We start from the raw sequence: 18,113 nt of genomic DNA on the forward strand, positions 1-18,113 counted from the left end.
CCACCCCTCCAGGCATGACATTCAGAGACAGGTCAACGGGTGATGCTCAAAGCCCCGGCCGGCGACGGCCTCGCGCGCCCTCACACACACCACTGGTGGCGCGACGCAGTGATCTACCAGGTGTACGTCCGCAGCTTTCTGGACAGCACCGGGGACGGCATCGGCGATCTCGCCGGGGTCCGCGCGGGACTGCCGTATCTGAAGAAGCTGGGCGTGGACGGCATCTGGCTGAGCCCGTTCTACCCGTCGCCGCAGCACGACCACGGTTACGACGTCGCCGACTACTGCGACGTCGACCCGGTCTTCGGGGACCTCGCCGAGTTCGACCTGCTGATGACCGACGCCCGGCGGCTCGGCATCAGGGTGCTCCTGGACATCGTCCCCAACCACTGTTCCAGCGAGCACCCGTGGTTCCGTGAGGCGCTCGCCTCGGCGCCCGGCAGCGAGGCGCGCGCCCGTTTCCACTTCGCCGACGGCCGCGGCCCGGGCGGCGACGAGCCGCCCAACAACTGGCACGCGATGTTCGGCGGGCCGGCGTGGTCACGGGTCACCGAGCCGGACGGCACGCCCGGCCAGTGGTACCTGCACATGTTCACGCCCGAGCAGCCCGACCTGAACTGGCGCAACCGCCAGGTCGGCGCCTACTTCGACCAGGTGCTGCGGTTCTGGCTGGACCGGGGCGTCGACGGTTTCCGCATCGACGTCGCCGCCGGCCTCTTCAAGCACCCCGACCTGCCCGACTCGCCGGACCCCGAGGCCGACGCGCGTACCCGCGACTCCGTCAACCCGCTGGCCTGGAACCAGCCCGAGGTGCACGACGTGTGGCGGCACTGGCGTTCGGTGTGCGAGGAGTACGCCGCGCGCGACGGCCGCGAACGGCTGCTCGTCGGCGAGGTCTCCGTGCCGACCGCACGCGAACACGCCCGGTACGTACGGCCCGACGAGCTCCACCAGGCCTTCTTCTTCGACCTGCTCTCCGCGCCCTGGGACGCCGACGCCTTCCGCAAGGTCATCTCAGAGGCCATGCAGGACATCGCCGGCACCGGCTCCACCATCACCTGGGTCCTCAACAACCACGACCAGGTGCGTACGGTCACCCGCTACGGGGAGTCCGGCACCGAGGGCAGCGGCCTCGGTGCCGCCCGTGCCCGGGCCGCCGCGCTGCTGATGCTGGCGCTGCCCGGGGCCGCGTACATCTACCAGGGCGAGGAGCTCGGCCTGCCCGAGGTCGTCGACCTGCCCGACGAGGTGCTGACGGACCCGATCTTCCGCCGCACCGGAAGCCGGGCGCGGATACGCGACGGCTGCCGGGTGCCGCTGCCGTGGTCGGGCCACGCCTCACCGTTCGGCTTCACCTCCGGTGCCGAGGGCGCCAGGCCGTGGCTGCCGCAGCCCGACTGGTTCGCCGAGCACGCCACCGAGCGGGCGCTGGCCGACACCCGATCGTTCTGGCACCTCTACCGCGACGGCCTGCATCTGCGCGCCGGTCTGCCGCAGCTCGGCGAGGGCACCCTGCGCTGGCTCGAGACCCCGCCCGACGTGCTCGCCTTCGTCCGCGGCGACGGACTCATCTGCGCCGTCAACTTCGGCACCGCACCGGTGCCCGCGCCGGTCGCCGGTACGCCCCTGCTGTCCAGCGGACCCTGCCCGGCCGGGGTGCTGCCCGGCTCCACGGCGGCCTGGTGGATCAGCGACTGCACCAACCCCTGAGCCTCCGCTCATCGCAAGACCTGATCCACCGTCAACTTATGCAACTGCTCGAAAGGGACATCAACGATGATGCAACGACGGACGACACTCGCGAGCTGCACCGCCCTGGTCGCGGCCCTGGCGCTCGGCACGACCGCCTGCGGCGGCGGCCCCGTCACCGCCGCGGGCGACGGCGACAAGCCGCTGAGCGGTCAGACGGTCTCCGTGGCCGGTGTCTGGTCCGGCACCGAGCAGAAGAACTTCCAGAAGGTCCTGGACGCCTTCACCGAGAAGACCGGCGCCAAGACCCAGTTCGTCTCCACCGGTGACAACGTCTCCACCGTCGTCGGCAGCAAGATCGAGGGCGGCAACGCCTTCGACGTGGTCATGGTCCCGCAGGTGGGCGTGCTCCAGCAGTTCGCCGAGCAGGGCTGGCTCAAGCCGCTCTCCAAGCCGACCCAGCAGGCCGTGGACGCCAACTACGCGAGCGTATGGAAGGACTACGGCAGCGTCGACGGCACCCTCTACGGCCTGTACTTCAAGGCCGCGCACAAGTCGACCGTCTGGTACAGCCCCGACGCCCTCAACCAGGCCGGCGTCGAGCCGCCGAAGACGTACGACGAGATGCTGGAAGCCGGGCACACCGTCTCCGACTCGGGCCTGGCCGCCTTCTCCGTCGCCGGCCAGGACGGCTGGACCCTCACCGACTGGTTCGAGAACATCTACCTCTCCCAGGCCGGACCCGAGAAGTACGACCAGCTCGCCGCCCACGAGATCAGGTGGACCGACCCGACCGTGGTGAAGGCGCTCACCACTCTCGGCGAGCTCTTCAAGGACAAGGAGCTGATCGCGGGCGGCCAGAAGGAGGCGCTGAACACCGACTTCCCGGGCTCGGTCGAGAAGGTCTTCGGCCCCGAGCCGGAGGCCGGAATGGTCTACGAGGGCGACTTCGTCGCCGGTGTCGCCAAGGACCAGTTCGGAAAGAAGATCGGAGAGGACGCGAACTTCTTCCCCTTCCCGGCGGTCGCCGGCGGCGAGGCGCCCGTGGTCAGCGGCGGTGACGCGGCCGTCGTCCTGAAGGACGGCAAGAACCAGAAGGCAGCCATGGCGTTCCTCGAGTATCTGGCGAGCCCCGAGGCCGCCGCCGTCTGGGCCGAGGCGGGTGGCTTCCTGTCCCCGAACAAGAAGCTCGACCTCGCCTCGTACGGCGACGACGTGACCCGCGAGACCGCCAAGTCCCTTGTCGGTGCCGGGGATTCGGTCCGCTTCGACATGTCCGACCAGGCCCCGGCGGCCTTCGGAGGCACCAAGGGCACGGGCGAGTGGAAGATCCTCCAGGACTTCCTGCGCGACCCGTCCGACCCGAAGGCGACGGCGGCCGAGCTCGAGGACGCTGCCGCCAAGGCGTACCAGGACTGACGGCCATGACCACCGCCCTCACCACCGCGCCAGACAAGGCGCCGAGTGCCCGCCCGCCCGGCGCCGCCGACCCGCGGCGCCGCGCCCGGCGGCGGGCCCGGATCATCGCCGTCGCGTTCGTCCTGCCCGCACTGGTCCTGCTCGGTGCGCTCGTCGTCCACCCCGTGCTGTTCTCGGTCGGCCGGAGCTTCTTCGACGCCTCCGGCACCCGGTTCGTCGGGGTCGAGAACTACGCCGAGATGTTCAGCGACCCGGCCACCCTCAAGGCCGTACGCAACACGGCGATCTGGGTCGTCGTCGCCCCGGTGCTGCTCACCGGGCTCGGCCTGATCCTCGCCGTCCTGGTCGAGAAGGTCCGCTGGGCCACCGCGTTCAAGCTGCTGCTCTTCATGCCCATGGCGGTCTCGTTCCTGGCGGCGGGCATCATCTTCCGCCTCGCGTACGACGAGGACCCCGACAAGGGCGTACTGAACGCGGCCGTGGTGGGTGTGCACGATGCCTTCGAGGGAACCTCCTCGTACCCGACCGCGCGTGCCCGGGACGGCGAGGGTCTGACGAAGGGCACGGACGGCTCGTACCGCACATCCGCAGCGGCCTCACCCGGCGACGCGGTCGCCCTCGGTCTGGTCGGCGTACCGCCCAAGGAACTGCCCGCGGGGGCTGAACAGGCGTACGAGGCGGCAGGGCGGAAGGCGGGCGGGGACGAGCTGCGCGGCGTCGTCTACCTGGACTTCACGCCCGGTGGGGGAGGGGAGCAGGGCAAGGTCGACAAGGGCGAGAGCGGGCTGCCGAAGATGCGGGTCGAGGCGGTGCGCGACGGGAAGACCGTTGCGAGCACCACGACGGCATCCGACGGTTCCTTCCGCTTCCAGGGCCTGGACGCCGGTTCGTACACCGTGCGGCTGCCCGCGGTGAACTTCGCCCCGCCGTACGAGGGCGTGTCGTGGCTCGGTCCGGCGCTGGTCACCCCGGCCATCATCGGCGCCTACCTGTGGATCTGGACCGGCTTCGCCATGGTCCTCATCGGGGCTGGGCTCGCCGCGCTGCCGCGCGACACGCTGGAGGCGGCGCGGATGGACGGTGCGAACGAGTGGCAGGTGTTCCGCCGGATCACCGTGCCGCTGCTCGCACCCGTGCTGACCGTCGTCTTCGTGACGCTGGTGATCAACGTGATGAAGGTCTTCGACCTCGTCTACATCATCGCGCCGGGCCCGGTGCAGGAGGACGCCACCGTGCTGGCCACCCAGATGTGGCTGGTGTCCTTCGGCGGCGGCAACAACCAGGGCCTGGGCAGCGCGCTCGGGGTGCTGCTCCTGCTCCTTGTGATCCCTGCCATGGTCTTCAACGTCCGCCGCTTCCGCAGGAGTCAGTCATGACCGTCACCACTCCCGACGAGCGGACCGTGGCGCAGGGGCCGGCGGCCGTCCCCGCACCTCGGAGGTCCACCTCCCGACGGTCCGGGGGCCGACTCGGGCGCTGGCTCGGCAGCAGCCTGGTCCAGGCGTTCCTCGTGGTCGTCGGCCTGATCTGGCTCACGCCGCTCGCCGGGCTCTTCCTCTCCTCGCTTCGCTCCGCGCAGGAGAACGCGAGCGGCGGCTGGTGGACCGCACTGACCAGCCCGGCACAGCTGTCCTTCGACAACTACACGGCGCTGCTCGGAAACGCAGGCATGACGCAGGCGTTCTGGAACACCGTGCTGATCTCGGTGCCGACCACCGCGCTGGTCGTCGTGATCGCGGCGCTCGCCGGATACGCCTTCGCCTGGCTGGACTTCCCCGGCCGCGAACCGCTGTTCCTGCTCGTGGTGGCGCTGCTGGTCGTGCCGGTGCAGATCGGGCTGCTGCCGGTGGCCAAACTCTTCGGTCAGCTGGGGCTGTTCGGCACGATCCCGGGCGTCGTGCTCTTCCACGTCGCGTACGGGCTGCCGTTCGCGATCTTCCTCCTGCGCAACTACTTCGCCGAGATGCCGCGCGAAATGCTGGAGGCTGCCCGCATGGACGGCGGCACCGAGTGGCGGATCTTCATCCGGCTCGTCCTCCCGGTGGGCCGCCCGGCCATCGCCAGCCTGGCGATCTTCCAGTTCCTGTGGGTGTGGAACGACATGCTGGTGGCTCTGCTGTTCGCGGACAGCTCGTCCCAGCCGCTCACCGTGGAACTGCAGTCCCAGATCCGCCAGTTCGGCAGCAACATCGACGTGCTGGCGCCCGGGGCGTTTCTCTCGCTGATCGTGCCGGTGGTGGTCTTCTTCGCCTTCCAGAGGCACTTCGTACAGGGGGTGATGGCGGGGTCGGTGAAGTGACCCTGCACGGCGCGCGCCCCGTCACCACGTCGTACTGGTGACGGGGTGCGCGCCGTGCAGGTGCGCTCAGGGCGAAGCCGGTGGATAGAGATCCCGCGGCAGCCGTGAGGCCGCTGCCGCGTCCAGCAGCCACAGCGTGCGGGCGCGCCCGTACGCTCCGGCCGCGGGCGCCTGGATCTCGCCCGCCCCGGACAGGGCGATGGCCGCGGCCTGCGCCTTGTCCTCGCCCGCCGCCAGGAGCCACACCTCACGCGCCGCCCGGATCGCGGGCAGGGTGAGGGTGATACGGGTCGGCGGGGGCTTCGGGGCGCCGTGCACGCCGACCACCGTGCGTTCCGTCTCGCGCACTGCCGGAAGCTCCGGGAAGAGCGACGCGACGTGCGTGTCCGGGCCGACGCCGAGCATCAGGACGTCGAAGGACGGGACGGGACCGTGGTCCTCCGGCCCTGCGGCGGCGGCGAGTTCGGCCGCGTAGGCCGCCGCTGCCGCATCCGCGTCGTTGCCGTACGGCCCGTCCGATGCCGGCATGGCGTGGACGCGCTTGGGGTCCAGTGGGACCGCGTCGAGGAGGGCCTCGCGGGCCTGGGTGACATTGCGGTCGGGGTCGCCCTCGGGCAGGAACCGCTCGTCGCCCCACCACAGGTCGAGGCGGCCCCAGTCGACGGCGTCCCGGGCGGGCGCGGCGGCCAGTGCGGCCAGCAGGCCGTTGCCGTTGCGCCCGCCGGTGAGGACCACTGAGGCGAAGCCGCGGGCGGCCTGGGCGTCCACGATCTTCGTGATCAGCCGGGCCGCCGCGGCCTGCGCCATCAGCTCCTTGTCGCGATGCACGACGAGCTGCGGTGCGATGGTCACTTCGCGGCCGCCTTCTTCGCCGGGGCCTTGCTCGTCGTCTTCTTGGCCGGGCCCTTGGCGGGGGCCTCGGCCTTGGCGGGTGCCTCCGCCGTCACGGTGGGCTCGGCGGCGCTCGACGGCACATCCTCGCCCTCCGCCGACTCCGACGACGGACCGGCCAGCCGCTCCACCCCGTACCTCAGAGCCGACGCATACGTGTCGTCCGGGTCGAGCCGGCGCAGCTCCTCCGCGATCAGCTCGGCCGTGTCGCGCCGCTGGAGCGCCACCGCACGGTCGGGCTGGCCCTCGATGGACAGGGTCGCGAGCGAACCGTCCGCGCGGTCCAGCACGATCGAGCCACAGCTCGTGCCCATCCGCACGGCCGTCAGGCCCGGGCCGGACGACGCCGACCGCCGGACCGGGACGTCCAGCCGGTCCGCGAGCCACATGGCGAGCAGCTCGCAGCTCGGGTTGAACTCCTCGCCCTCTACCTCGACCGATGTGACCTCGCAGGTCACCTGGTCCAGGGCCGCGGCCAGCATCGACCGCCAGGGGGTGATGCGGGTCCACGACAGATCCGTGTCGCCCGGCGTGTACGCCTCGGCGCGGGCGCTCAGCTCCTTCACGGGCTGCTCGGCGGCGTAGGTGTCGGTGACCCGGCGCTGGGCGAGGGCGCCGAGAGGGTCGTTCGCCGGATCGAGGGGCGGGTTGACCGGCCACCAGACGACGACCGGGGCGTCCGGCAGAAGCAGCGGCAGCACCACCGACTGGGCGTGGTTCACGACCTCGCCGTACAGCCGCAGCACGACCGTCTCGCCGGTGCCCGCATCCGCGCCGACCCTCACCTCGGCGTCCAGCCGCGAGCTCGTACGGTCGCGCGGCGAGCGCGAGACGCGCTTGATCACGACCAGGGTGCGCGACGGGTGCTCACGGGAGGCCTCGCTGGCCGCCTTCAGGGCGTCGTAGGCGTTCTCCTCGTCGGTGACGATGACGAGCGTGAGGACCATGCCGACGGCCGGGGTGCCGATCGCGCGGCGGCCCTCGATGAGCGCCTTGTTGATCTTGCTGGCGGTGGTGTTCGTGAGGTCGATGTTCATGGCCGACGCCAGCTCCGTCCGTCTCGTTCGAGCATTTCGTCCGCCTCGACGGGGCCCCACGTGCCCGCGGGGTACTGCGCGGGCTTGCCGTTGTCGTCCCAGTACTCCTCGATCGGGTCGAGGATCTTCCAGGACAGCTCGACCTCCTCGGTGCGCGGGAAGAGGTTCGCGTCGCCGAGCAGGACGTCGAGGATCAGCCGCTCGTACGCCTCCGGGCTGGACTCCGTGAAGGACTCGCCGTACGCGAAGTCCATCGACACGTCCCGGACCTCCATCGAGGTGCCCGGCACCTTGGAGCCGAACCGCACCGTCACACCCTCGTCCGGCTGGACGCGGATGACCAGGGCGTTCTGCCCGAGCTCCTCCGTCGCCGTGTGGTCGAAGGGGGAGTGCGGCGCGCGCTGGAAGACGACCGCGATCTCGGTGACCCGGCGGCCCAGGCGCTTGCCCGTACGGAGATAGAAGGGGACGCCCGCCCAGCGGCGGTTGTCGACCCCGAGCTTGATCGCCGCGTAGGTGTCGGTCTTCGACTGCTGGTCGATGCCGTCTTCCTGCAGATAGCCGATGACCTTCGCGCCACCCTGCCAGCCGGCCGTGTACTGGGCACGCACGGTGTCCTTGCCGAGGTCCTTGGGCAGCCGCACGGCGCCCAGCACCTTGGTCTTCTCGGCCGCCAGCGCGTCCGCGTCGAAGGACGAGGGCTCCTCCATCGCCGTCAGGGCGAGGAGCTGCAGCAGGTGGTTCTGGATGACGTCACGGGCGGCGCCGATGCCGTCGTAGTAGCCGGCGCGGCCGCCGATGCCGATGTCCTCGGCCATCGTGATCTGCACATGGTCGACGAAGGACCGGTTCCAGATCGGCTCGAACATCGTGTTGGCGAAGCGGAGCGCCAGGATGTTCTGGACGGTCTCCTTGCCCAGGTAGTGGTCGATCCGGAAGACCTGCTCCGGGGCGAACACCTCGTGGACGATCGAGTTGAGCTCCTTGGCGGAGGCCAGATCATGCCCGAAGGGCTTCTCGATGACCGCGCGGCGCCAGGAGCCGTTCTGCTGGTCGGCCAGTCCGTGCTTCTTCAGCTGCTGGACGACCTGAGGGAAGAACTTGGGGGGTACGGAGAGGTAGAACGCGAAGTTCCCGCCGGTGCCCTGCGCCTTGTCCAGCTCCTGGATCGTGGCGCGCAGCTGCTCGAAGGCGGTGTCGTCGTCGAAGTCGCCCTGGACGAACCGCATCCCCTGTATGAGCTGCTGCCACACCTCCTCGCGGAAGGGGGTGCGCGAGTGCTGCTTGACGGCGTCGTGGACGACCTGTGCGAAGTCCTCGTCCTGCCACTCGCGGCGGGCGAAGCCGACGAGCGAGAACCCCGGGGGAAGCAGTCCGCGGTTCGCGAGATCGTAGACGGCAGGCATCAACTTTTTGCGTGACAAATCGCCCGTGACACCGAAAATGACCAGGCCCGACGGCCCCGCGATACGCGGGAGCCGTCGGTCTGCGGGGTCACGAAGCGGATTCGCTCCGTGTACTGCGGTCAAGGCGTCAGCCCTCCGAGGGGGCGAGGCGCTGAAGCTCCGCCTCGGTCGACTTGAGCAGGTCGTTCCAGGACGACGCGAACTTCTCGACGCCCTCGTCCTCGAGGACCTGCACCACGTCGTCGTAGGAGATGCCGAGCCGCTCGACGGCGTCGAGGTCGGCGCGGGCCTGCTCGTAGGTGCCGGCGATGGTGTCGCCGGTGATCTGCCCGTGGTCGGCGGCCGCCTCCAGCGTGGCCTCGGGCATGGTGTTGACCGTGCCCGGAGCGACCAGGTCGTCGACGTACAGGGTGTCCTTGTACGCCGGGTCCTTCACACCGGTGGAGGCCCACAGCGGGCGCTGCCTGTTGGCGCCGGCCTTGTCGAGCGCCGCCCAGCGGTCGCTGGAGAAGACCTCCTCGTACGCCTGGAAGGCCAGGCGGGCGTTGGCGAGCGCCGCCTTGCCGCGGGCCTCCTTGGCCTCCGGAGTGCCCAGCGCGTCCAGCCGCTTGTCGATCTCGGTGTCCACGCGGGACACGAAGAACGACGCGACCGAGCGGATCTTGGAGAGGTCGAGGCCCGCGGCCTTGGCCTTCTCCAGGCCCGCCAGGTAGGCGTCCATGACCTCGCGGTAGCGCTCCAGCGAGAAGATCAGCGTGACGTTGACGCTGATGCCCAGGCCGATCACCTCGGTGATGGCCGGGAGACCCGCCTTGGTGGCCGGAATCTTGATCAGCGTGTTCGGCCGGTCCACCAGCCAGGCGAGCTGCTTGGCCTCGGCGATCGTCGCCGCGGTGTTGTGCGCAAGGCGCGGGTCCACCTCGATCGAGACCCGGCCGTCCTGGCCGCCGGTCTCGTCGAAGACGGGCCGCAGGATGTCGGCTGCGTCCCGCACATCCGCGGTGGTGATCATGCGGATGGCTTCCTCGACGGTGACCTTGCGGGCGGCGAGGTCGGCGAGCTGCTGCTCGTAGCCGTCGCCCGACGAGATCGCCTTCTGGAAGATCGACGGGTTGGTCGTCACGCCCACGACGTGCTGCTGGTCGATCAGTTCCGCGAGGTTTCCGGACGTGATCCGCTTGCGGGACAGGTCGTCCAGCCAGATCGCGACGCCTTCATCGGAGAGGCGCTTGAGTGCGTCTGTCATGGAAAATGCATCTCCTACTTGGTCGTATATGAGCGTCAGCGCTGGGCGGCGTAGATGGATTCCCGCGCGGCGGCGGCCACGTTCTCCGCAGTGAAGCCGAACTCGCGGAAGAGGACCTTGCCGTCGGCCGACGCGCCGAAGTGCTCCAGCGAAACGATGCGGCCGGCGTCCCCGACGTACTTGTGCCAGGTCAGTCCGATACCGGCCTCGACGGCGACGCGAGCCTTCAGCGAAGGCGGCAGGACGCTGTCCCGGTACCCCTGGTCCTGCTGCTCGAACCACTCCACGCACGGCATCGACACCACACGGGTCGGCACGCCGGCGGCCTGCAGCTGCTCACGGGCCTCGACGGCCAGGTGCACCTCGGAGCCGGTGGCGATCAGCACGGCCTGCGCGTCGCCGCCCTCGGCGTCGAACAGCACGTAACCGCCGCGCGCCGCCTCCTCATTGGGCTCGTAGACCGGCACGCCCTGGCGGGTCAGCGCCAGGCCGTGCGGGGCGCCCTTGCCGAACTCCTTCGTCCAGCGCTTGAGGATCTCCCGCCAGGCGATCGCGGTCTCGTTGGCGTCGGCGGGACGGACGATGTTCAGGCCCGGGATGGCGCGCAGCGAGGCCAGGTGCTCGACCGGCTGGTGCGTGGGGCCGTCCTCACCGAGACCGATGGAGTCGTGCGTCCACACGTACGTCACGGGCAGGTGCATCAGCGCGGACAGGCGGACGGCGTTGCGCATGTAGTCGGAGAACACCAGGAAGGTGCCGCCGTAGATGCGGGTGTTGCCGTGCAGCGCGATGCCGTTCATCTCCGCGGCCATGGAGTGCTCGCGGATGCCGAAGTGGATGGTGCGGCCGTACGGATCGGCCTCCGGAAGCGGGTTGTCCGCCGGGAGGAACGAGGAGTTCTTGTCGATGGTGGTGTTGTTGGAGCCGGCCAGGTCGGCCGAGCCGCCCCACAGCTCCGGGATCACCGCACCCAGGGCCTGCAGCACCTTGCCGGAGGCGGCACGGGTGGCCACGGCCTTGCCCTCCTCGAACACCGGGAGCTTCTCCTCCCAGCCCGCGGGCAGCTCGCCCGCGGCGACGCGGTCGAACTCCGCGGCCCGCTCCGGGTTGGCGCTGCGCCACTCCTGGAACGACTTCTCCCACTTCGCCTTGGCCTCGCGGCCGCGGTCCAGCGCCTGGCGGGTGTGGGCCAGGACCTCGTCGGTGACCTCGAAGGACTTCTCCGGGTCGAAGCCCAGGACGCGCTTGGTGGCGGAGACCTCCTCGTCGCCCAGCGCCGAGCCGTGCGCGGCCTCGGTGTTCTGCGCGTGCGGGGCGGGCCAGGCGATGATCGAGCGCATCGCGATGAACGACGGCCTGTCCGTCACCTTCTTCGCGGCCTCGATCGCGTTGTAGATGGCGTGCGGGTCGAGGTCGCCGTCCGGCTTCGGGGCGATCCGCTGCACGTGCCAGCCGTACGCCTCGTACCGCTTGACCGTGTCCTCGGAGACGGCGGTCTCGGTGTCGCCCTCGATCGAGATGTGGTTGTCGTCCCACAGCAGGATCAGGTTGCCGAGCTTCTGGTGCCCGGCCAGCGAGGACGCCTCGGCGGAGATGCCCTCCTGGAGGCAGCCGTCACCGGCGATGCAGTAGACGAAGTGGTCGAACGGCGAGGTGCCGGGGGCCGCCTCGGGGTCGAACAGGCCGCGCTCGTAGCGGGCGGCCATCGCCATGCCCACCGCGTTGGCGACGCCCTGGCCCAGCGGGCCGGTCGTCGTTTCGACGCCCTTGGTGTGGCCGTACTCGGGGTGGCCGGGGGTCTTGGAGCCCCAGGTGCGGAACGCCTTCAGATCGTCCAGCTCCAGGCCGAAGCCTCCGAGGTACAGCTGGGTGTAGAGGGTCAGGGACGAGTGACCCGCGGACAGGACGAACCGGTCACGGCCGGTCCAGTCGGTGTCCGCCGGGTCGTGCCGCATCACCTTCTGGAAGAGGGTGTACGCGGCGGGGGCCAGGCTCATCGCCGTACCGGGATGGCCGTTGCCGACCTTCTGTACGGCGTCGGCGGCCAGGATGCGGGCGGTGTCGACGGCCCGCTGGTCCAACTCGGTCCACTCGAGGTCTGTAGTGGTCGGCTCGGTGCTCACCCTGGGTCAGGGCTCCTCTCCACATGTCGAATGCCGGCGTTCTCTGGGCTCGCCGGCCGGTGTCGAGACTACCGCTGTGAGTAGGCGTGTTTTTCCGGGCCATTCCAGGTTGCAGGGCACCGACGGTATCCGCATCGCCGGGGCCGTATTCCGTATTCAGCAGGTGAATACGGAGCCGCTCATTTGAATGCTCATTCGAGAACATCCGTGCACGTTGCAGCGCCCCTACCCAACACGGTCGACCCCCCGCGGAGGGCAAGGACGGGCAACGTCTAAAGTGGCGTGGTACGCGCGAGCCTTTACCCGGCCTTCATGCCGAGGCTCGCTGGGATGTCTCTGTCAGGGGTGTGCGTGACGGCCGTTGAATCCCGTCCTGCGGGAGTAACCGGGACGAGCCCGAGCCACCGGCCGTTCGGGGCCCGTGTCAAGGCGTTCGTGGCGCTGACCAAGCCACGGATCATCGAGCTTCTGCTCATCACCACGGTCCCGGTGATGTTCCTCGCCGAGCAGGGAGTGCCGGACCTCTGGCTGGTGCTCGCGACCTGCGTCGGCGGCTATCTGTCCGCCGGCGGCGCCAACGCGCTCAACATGTACATCGACCGCGACATCGACGCGCTCATGGACCGCACCTCGCAGCGTCCGCTGGTCACCGGCATGGTCTCCCCGCGCGAGGGCCTCGTCTTCGGCATCACGCTCGCCGTCGTCTCCACGCTCTGGTTCGGCCTGCTCGTCAACTGGCTGTCCGCGTGGCTGTCGCTGGGCGCCCTGCTGTTCTACGTCGTCGTCTACACGGTGATCCTCAAGCGGCGTACCGCGCAGAACATCGTGTGGGGCGGCATCGCCGGCTGCATGCCGGTCCTCATCGGCTGGTCGTCGGTCACGAACTCCCTGTCGTACGCCGCCGTCATCCTCTTCCTCGTCATCTTCTTCTGGACGCCGCCGCACTACTGGCCGCTGTCGATGAAGGTGAAGGAGGACTACGCGCGCGTGGGCGTGCCGATGCTTCCGGTCATCGCCTCGAACAAGGTGGTCGCCCGGCAGATCGTCGTCTATAGCTGGGTGATGGTCGCCGCATCCCTGCTGCTGCAGCCGCTCGGCTACACCGGCTGGTTCTACACGGTGGTGGCCCTGGTGACGGGCGGTTGGTGGCTGTGGGAGGCCCACGCGCTGCAGGCGCGCGCCCACGCCGAGGTCACGGGCGCCAAGCTCAAGGAGATGCGCCTGTTCCACTGGTCCATCACCTATGTGTCGCTGCTGTTCGTGGCGGTCGCGGTGGACCCCTTCCTGCGGTAGCTGCAGCCGCTTCTCACATAGCTGTTCGTCCGGCGGGCGGGTGCGTGGTCAAGGCCACGCGGCCCGCCCGTCGTCAGTTGATCTACCGGTAGGTAGCATCGGGCCATGGCAGAGACCCAGCAGGTTGACGAGAGCAGCGAGAAGCCCGGCGGCGCGACCGGCGACCGCAGGCAGGCCGCCAGGGCCGAGCGCAAGACGGCCAAGCTCGCCAAGGAGATCGGCGCCTTCGCCAAGGCGCACGGCGGCGCCGAGGGACAGATCGCCTACATCGGGCAGAAGGGCGCCCGCATCGTCCTCGTCGGTGAGGACGGCGGCTGGGGCGACCTGGTGGCCCCCACGTACGAGATCGCGGAGCGGGCCGTCGAGAAGTCCGGAATCACCCGCCACGAGGCCTTCGACGGTGAGTTCGCGGCGAAGGTGAAGACCGGGCCGTACGAGTGGGCGCGCATGGCGGGCATCCAGCTCGGCGGGCCCAGCAACGGCTGAACCGGCCGGGGCCCGTGGGAAGTCCCGGCCGCGGCGGTGGCCCCGCCGCGGCCGAAGAGTCTCCGGGCCCAACTGATCATGGTCAGGGCAACACCTGGCGGCCGGTTCACCCGTTAGGACCGTGTAGGCGCGGTCTACTTCTCGGGGGATCCGGATGATCGAAACGCCGTCGCTGGTGGACCAGTACTGCCATGGCGTGCTGCGTACGGAACTGGGGCTCGGCACCTTCGAGGCCCGGCTCGGCCGGGGCGAGGGCTTGCCCGCCCCCGGGACCACGTTCTTCGACACCCAGACCGGGTTCGCCGTACGCCGCTGGTGCCCGCCGCTGCTCGACCTCGAACCGCACTGTGAACCGGCCCGCTATCTCGCTCGGCGGCGCGAACTCGGCGTGCTCGAGGCCGGGCGCAGGATGCTGCGAGGCAGCGGCATCACGACGTATCTCGTGGACACCGGGCTGCCGGGGGATCTGAGCGGCCCCCGCGAGATGGCCGCCGCCGGGAACGCCGAGGCGCACGAGATCATCCGCCTCGAGCTGCTCGCCGAGCAGGTCGCGGACACCTCCGGCAGCGTGGCGTCGTTCCTCGCCAATCTCGCCGAGTCGGTGCACGCGGCCGCCGCGCACTCCGTCGCCTTCACCTCGGTCGCGGGCGTACGCAACGGTCTGGCGCTCGCCCCCGAACCACCCGGCCCCGGAGAGGTGCGCGGCGCCGCCGGCCGCTGGCTCGCCGGCCGCCGGGTGGGCGGCACCCTCACCGACCAGGTACTGCTGCGGCATCTGCTGTGGATAGCCGTCGCCTCGGGCCGCCCGCTGCAGCTGCACGCCGGTCTTGCAGAGCCGGGCATGCGCGTCGACCGTACCGACCCGGCCCTGCTGACGGACTTCGTGCGGGCCACGGCCGGACTCGGCACCGATCTGGTGCTGCTGCACGGCTATCCGTATCACCGGCACACGGCCCACCTGGCTGCGGTCTTCCCGCACGTCTACGCCGACCTGGGCGCGGCCCTCGTCCGGACCGGAGCACGGGCCGGCACCGTCCTCGCGGAGATCCTGGAACTCGCCCCCTTCGGCAAGCTCCTGTTCTCCAGCGGCGCACATGCGCTGCCCGAACTCCATGTGGTGGCGGCACGCCTTTTCCGGGAGGCGCTGAGCAGGGTGCTCGGCGGGTGGGTCGCCGAGGGGGCGTGGTCGCTGGCGGATGCGCAGCGGGTGGCGGGGCTGATCGCGGCGGGGAATGCGCGGCGGGTGTACGGGTTGGGGTGAGCGCCCCTCCCCTCCGTGGCTCAGCCTGAGTCTTTCTTCTTGTCCGAGGCCTTGGGCGGAGCGAAACGGGCGTGCATTGTCTTCTCCGCCCATTTCTTGTAACCGTCGCGGTGTGTGGCCTGAGTGATGCTGCCGTTGCTCCGGCGTTCGAGGACGTTGCTGCAACCCCCGCAGTGACGTATGTCCGGGCCCTCGCTGGAGCCGGTGCCGCGCACCCGCTCGTCGAACCGAGCCGCCTCGTCTCGCTTCCGGCGCGTCACGGCGGCAACGACCAGGGCGGCAGGGAGGAGCAGGGCCGCCATTCCGAGCCGTCCCCAACTGAAGTCACTGAACAAGGGGATCAGAGCGACCGCCGCGATCAGTACCGCAGCCGCGTATCCCGTTGTTGGTAGCTGGTTGCGCCTCAGCGGCATCTCATAACCGGCCTCGGCCAGTGCCTTGGCCTTGATGTGAAAGCACTCCGCTGGGCACTCGCTGGCGTATGCCACCACGCATCCCCCTGTCGTCCGTTGCGACCTCATGGTGGGAGCGGACGGGCGTATTCGGGAGAACGCCTGGCAAGAATGGCCGGATCCGGATCAGGCGCCTGCGCACGCCGGGCGTGCGTAGGCCGGGCGTGTGTAGGCCGGGGGGCCGTTCCGTTCAGGAGGCGGGCGATGCGACCGCGTGCCGTGCGGCCGGGGCCTCGGCCGCCGGCTCCTCGACGGGCCGCTCGCGCAGTGACAGCAGGACACGCATGACCGCGATCCACATGACGGCCGAGCCCAGCATGTGCAGGGCCACGAGGACCTCGGGGAGGTCAGTGAAGTACTGGGCGTAGCCGATCAGGCCCTGGGCGAGCAGGATCAGGAACAGGTCGCGGGTCCGCGCCAGAGGGCCCCGGGGGGCGTCGACCGCCTTGAGGACGAACCACAGGGCGAAGGTGAGGGTCACCACGATCCAGGCCAGTACGGCGTGGAGCTTGGTGACGGTCTCCCAGTCGACCGGCATGCGCGGCACGTCGCTCGAGTCGCCCGCGTGCGGGCCCGCGCCGGTGACCACCGTGCCGACCATGATCAGCAGTGCGGAGACGGCGACCAGGACCCACACCATCTGCCGGACCGGCTTGCCGACAAGGGGGCGGGGAGCGGCGTCGCCCTCGCGGGTGCGCTGCCACATCACCGTGGCGACCGCGATCAGCGCGGAGGAGAGCAGGAAGTGCGCGGCGACCGTGTACGGGTTGAGGCCCACGAGGACGACGATGCCGCCGAGGATCGCATTGCCCATGACCAGCCAGAACTGCGCCCACCCGAGCTGTGTGACGCTCCGCCGCCACGGCTTCTGCGAGCGCGCGGCGATGATCGCCCAGCCGACCGCGGCACACAGCACGTACGTGAGCATGCGGTTGCCGAACTCGATGGCGCCGTGGACGCCCATCTCGCTGGTCGCGGTGAGCGAGTCGTCGGTGCACTTGGGCCAGGTCGGGCAGCCGAGGCCCGAGCCGGTCAGCCGTACCGCACCGCCCGTGACCACGATGACCGTCATCATGACGACGGCGGACAGGGCCGCGCGCTGAACGGTCCGGGGCTCCGGGGTCCAGCGGTCGGCGATGAAGGCCAGCGGGTTGCGCAGGGCTTGAACGGCATCGGCTCGGGTCACTTTTGGCACGCGCCCCATGCTAGGGCCGAGCTTGTGCATGAATTCACGCGGGTGGGCAATGTCGGGACAGGCCATCTGCGGGCAGCGAAGAGCGGGGCCCGGCACACACCGGACCCCGCTGCAGGCCGAATTCACGCCGCTCGGCGGCCCCACAGCCACTCGGCGGCGCTGAGATCGTCGGCGGCGCGCCCCCGGAACACCTCGTCGCGCAGCAGCGCGGCGACGCCCTCGACGTGCCACATCTCACCCCAGATACGGGCGGTGGACTGCACGCGCGCGGTGCGAGGCGCCCGCTCCGCGGCGTACTCCTCCAGGGCCGACGGCCAGGCGACCGTACCGTCGGCGGCCGTGTGCCGGGTTGCCGCGGAGGCCAGCGTGGCCGCGTCCTCCAGGGCCTGGCAGGCGCCCTGCGCCAGATACTGGAGCATCGGGTGGGCGGAGTCGCCGAGCAGGGCGATCCGGTCCTTCGTCCAGCAGGAGATCGGCTCCCGGTCGGCCATCGGCCACCACCGCTGCCGGCCCAGGCCCGGCAGCGCGCGGCGCACCGGCTCGCAGGCGGCCGTGAAGACCTGCTCCATCTCCTCCGGGCCGCCCCACTTCTCCTCGCCGCGGTCGAAGCCGGGGCTGCGGAAGACGGCGACCTGGTTGTAGAGGGCGCCGGAGCGCAGCGGGTATTGCACGAGGTGCAGTTTCGGGCCCATCCAGACGAGGACGTCGCGCAGGTTCTCGCCGCCCTGCACGTCCTCGATCGGGACGGTGCCGCGGTAGGCGACGTAGCCGGACTGGATGGGCTCGTCGTCGGCGAACAGGCTGCGCGTACGCGAGTGCAGACCGTCGGCGGCGACGACCGCGGCGCCCGTGTACTCGGTGCCGTCGGCCGTGCGGACCGTGACCGATCCGGGGTGCTGCTCGATGTCCTCGACACGGCGCCCGGTCAGCAGCTCCACGCCGGCCTCGTCGGCGGCCCGGACCAAGATGTCCAGCAGGTCGCTGCGGTGGACGACGACGTACGGGCCGCCGAAGTGCTCCTCGTACGCGGTGTCCAGGCGGACCCGCGTCAGCTCCTTGCCGTCGACCGCGTTGTGGAAGACGAGGTGCTCGGGAAGGACGCCCGCCTCCACGACCTGGTCGAGGACCCCGAGGTCCCGCAGGACGCGGGTCGCGTTGGGTGCCATCTGCAGGCCCGCGCCGACCTCCGTGAAGGCGGGCGCCTGCTCCAGCACCGTCACCTCACGGCCCGCGCGACGCGCCGCCAGGGCCGTCGCCACGCCGCCGATGCCGCCGCCGATGACGATGAGCCTGTCGGGGCTGCTCATTGCTTGCTC

Annotated in this window: 15 protein-coding genes; 7 read left to right on the forward strand and 8 right to left on the reverse strand. The window is 70.4% G+C overall.

Annotated features, from left to right (window positions below; translation table 11 throughout):
• The first annotated feature begins 42 nt into the window (after positions 1–42).
• From H1D24_RS21445 to H1D24_RS21460, 4 genes are all read left to right on the forward strand, one after another.
• A complete protein-coding gene (locus H1D24_RS21445) occupies positions 43–1,710 on the forward strand; it encodes a glycoside hydrolase family 13 protein (protein WP_181659255.1) in 1,668 nt (555 codons plus the stop codon).
• Between the two features lie 66 nt (positions 1,711–1,776).
• The gene (locus H1D24_RS21450; protein WP_181659256.1) at positions 1,777–3,108 is read left to right on the forward strand and encodes an ABC transporter substrate-binding protein; all 1,332 of its coding nucleotides are present in this window, start codon (positions 1,777–1,779) and stop codon (positions 3,106–3,108) included.
• Positions 3,109–3,113: 5 nt separating this feature from the next.
• Complete coding sequence (locus H1D24_RS21455; RefSeq protein ID WP_181659257.1) at positions 3,114–4,484, forward strand: ABC transporter permease; 1,371 nt, start codon at positions 3,114–3,116, stop codon at positions 4,482–4,484.
• Positions 4,481–5,407, forward strand: coding sequence for a carbohydrate ABC transporter permease (locus H1D24_RS21460; RefSeq protein ID WP_258564224.1), 927 nt, complete (start codon positions 4,481–4,483; stop codon positions 5,405–5,407). The genes H1D24_RS21455 and H1D24_RS21460 overlap by 4 nt, the downstream gene beginning before the upstream one ends.
• A 66-nt stretch (positions 5,408–5,473) precedes the next feature.
• Here the strand turns inward: H1D24_RS21460 and pgl are convergent, their stop codons facing one another.
• Genes pgl through tkt form a run of 5 tightly spaced genes read right to left on the reverse strand, consistent with a single transcriptional unit; the run spans position 5,474 to position 12,110 of the window.
• Positions 5,474–6,259 (reverse strand): 6-phosphogluconolactonase, encoded by a 786-nt coding sequence (gene pgl, locus H1D24_RS21465; protein ID WP_181659258.1) that lies wholly within the window; start codon positions 6,257–6,259, stop codon positions 5,474–5,476.
• A complete protein-coding gene (gene opcA, locus H1D24_RS21470) occupies positions 6,256–7,335 on the reverse strand; it encodes a glucose-6-phosphate dehydrogenase assembly protein OpcA (RefSeq protein WP_181659259.1) in 1,080 nt (359 codons plus the stop codon). Before opcA ends, pgl begins: the two co-directional genes overlap by 4 nt.
• Entirely contained in the window at positions 7,332–8,864 is a 1,533-nt protein-coding gene (zwf, locus tag H1D24_RS21475; protein ID WP_181659260.1) for a glucose-6-phosphate dehydrogenase, read from the reverse strand. The genes opcA and zwf overlap by 4 nt, the downstream gene beginning before the upstream one ends.
• A gap of 4 nt (positions 8,865–8,868) precedes the next feature.
• Positions 8,869–9,987 (reverse strand): transaldolase, encoded by a 1,119-nt coding sequence (tal, locus tag H1D24_RS21480; protein WP_181659261.1) that lies wholly within the window; start codon positions 9,985–9,987, stop codon positions 8,869–8,871.
• A 35-nt stretch (positions 9,988–10,022) separates the two neighbouring features.
• Positions 10,023–12,110 carry a transketolase gene (gene tkt / locus H1D24_RS21485; RefSeq protein WP_181659262.1) on the reverse strand — a complete coding sequence of 696 codons (2,088 nt, stop codon included), beginning with the start codon at positions 12,108–12,110 and terminating at the stop codon, positions 10,023–10,025.
• 351 nt (positions 12,111–12,461) lie between these two features.
• On the opposite strand from tkt, the gene H1D24_RS21490 reads away from it, so the two are divergent.
• From H1D24_RS21490 to H1D24_RS21500, 3 genes are all read left to right on the forward strand, one after another.
• On the forward strand, positions 12,462–13,403 hold the full coding sequence (locus H1D24_RS21490; protein ID WP_181659263.1) for a heme o synthase: 942 nt from the start codon (positions 12,462–12,464) through the stop codon (positions 13,401–13,403).
• Positions 13,404–13,508: 105 nt separating this feature from the next.
• A complete protein-coding gene (locus tag H1D24_RS21495) occupies positions 13,509–13,889 on the forward strand; it encodes a hypothetical protein (protein WP_181659264.1) in 381 nt (126 codons plus the stop codon).
• A gap of 154 nt (positions 13,890–14,043) precedes the next feature.
• Positions 14,044–15,150, forward strand: a complete 1,107-nt coding sequence (locus H1D24_RS21500; RefSeq protein WP_181659265.1) for an amidohydrolase family protein — start codon at positions 14,044–14,046, stop codon at positions 15,148–15,150.
• Between the two features lie 20 nt (positions 15,151–15,170).
• Here H1D24_RS21500 and H1D24_RS21505 read toward each other — a convergent pair whose 3' ends face one another.
• From H1D24_RS21505 to H1D24_RS21515, 3 genes are all read right to left on the reverse strand, one after another.
• Positions 15,171–15,638 carry a hypothetical protein gene (locus H1D24_RS21505; RefSeq protein ID WP_181659266.1) on the reverse strand — a complete coding sequence of 156 codons (468 nt, stop codon included), beginning with the start codon at positions 15,636–15,638 and terminating at the stop codon, positions 15,171–15,173.
• A 154-nt stretch (positions 15,639–15,792) separates the two neighbouring features.
• Positions 15,793–16,827 (reverse strand): COX15/CtaA family protein, encoded by a 1,035-nt coding sequence (locus H1D24_RS21510; RefSeq protein WP_181659267.1) that lies wholly within the window; start codon positions 16,825–16,827, stop codon positions 15,793–15,795.
• A 92-nt stretch (positions 16,828–16,919) separates the two neighbouring features.
• Positions 16,920–18,104, reverse strand: a complete 1,185-nt coding sequence (locus H1D24_RS21515; protein ID WP_181659268.1) for an FAD-dependent oxidoreductase — start codon at positions 18,102–18,104, stop codon at positions 16,920–16,922.
• Between the last annotated feature and the right edge of the window lie 9 nt (positions 18,105–18,113).

Origin of the sequence: Streptomyces himalayensis subsp. himalayensis, assembly GCF_013778455.1 — a bacterium.
Classification (GTDB): Bacteria; Actinomycetota; Actinomycetes; order Streptomycetales; family Streptomycetaceae; genus Streptomyces; species Streptomyces himalayensis.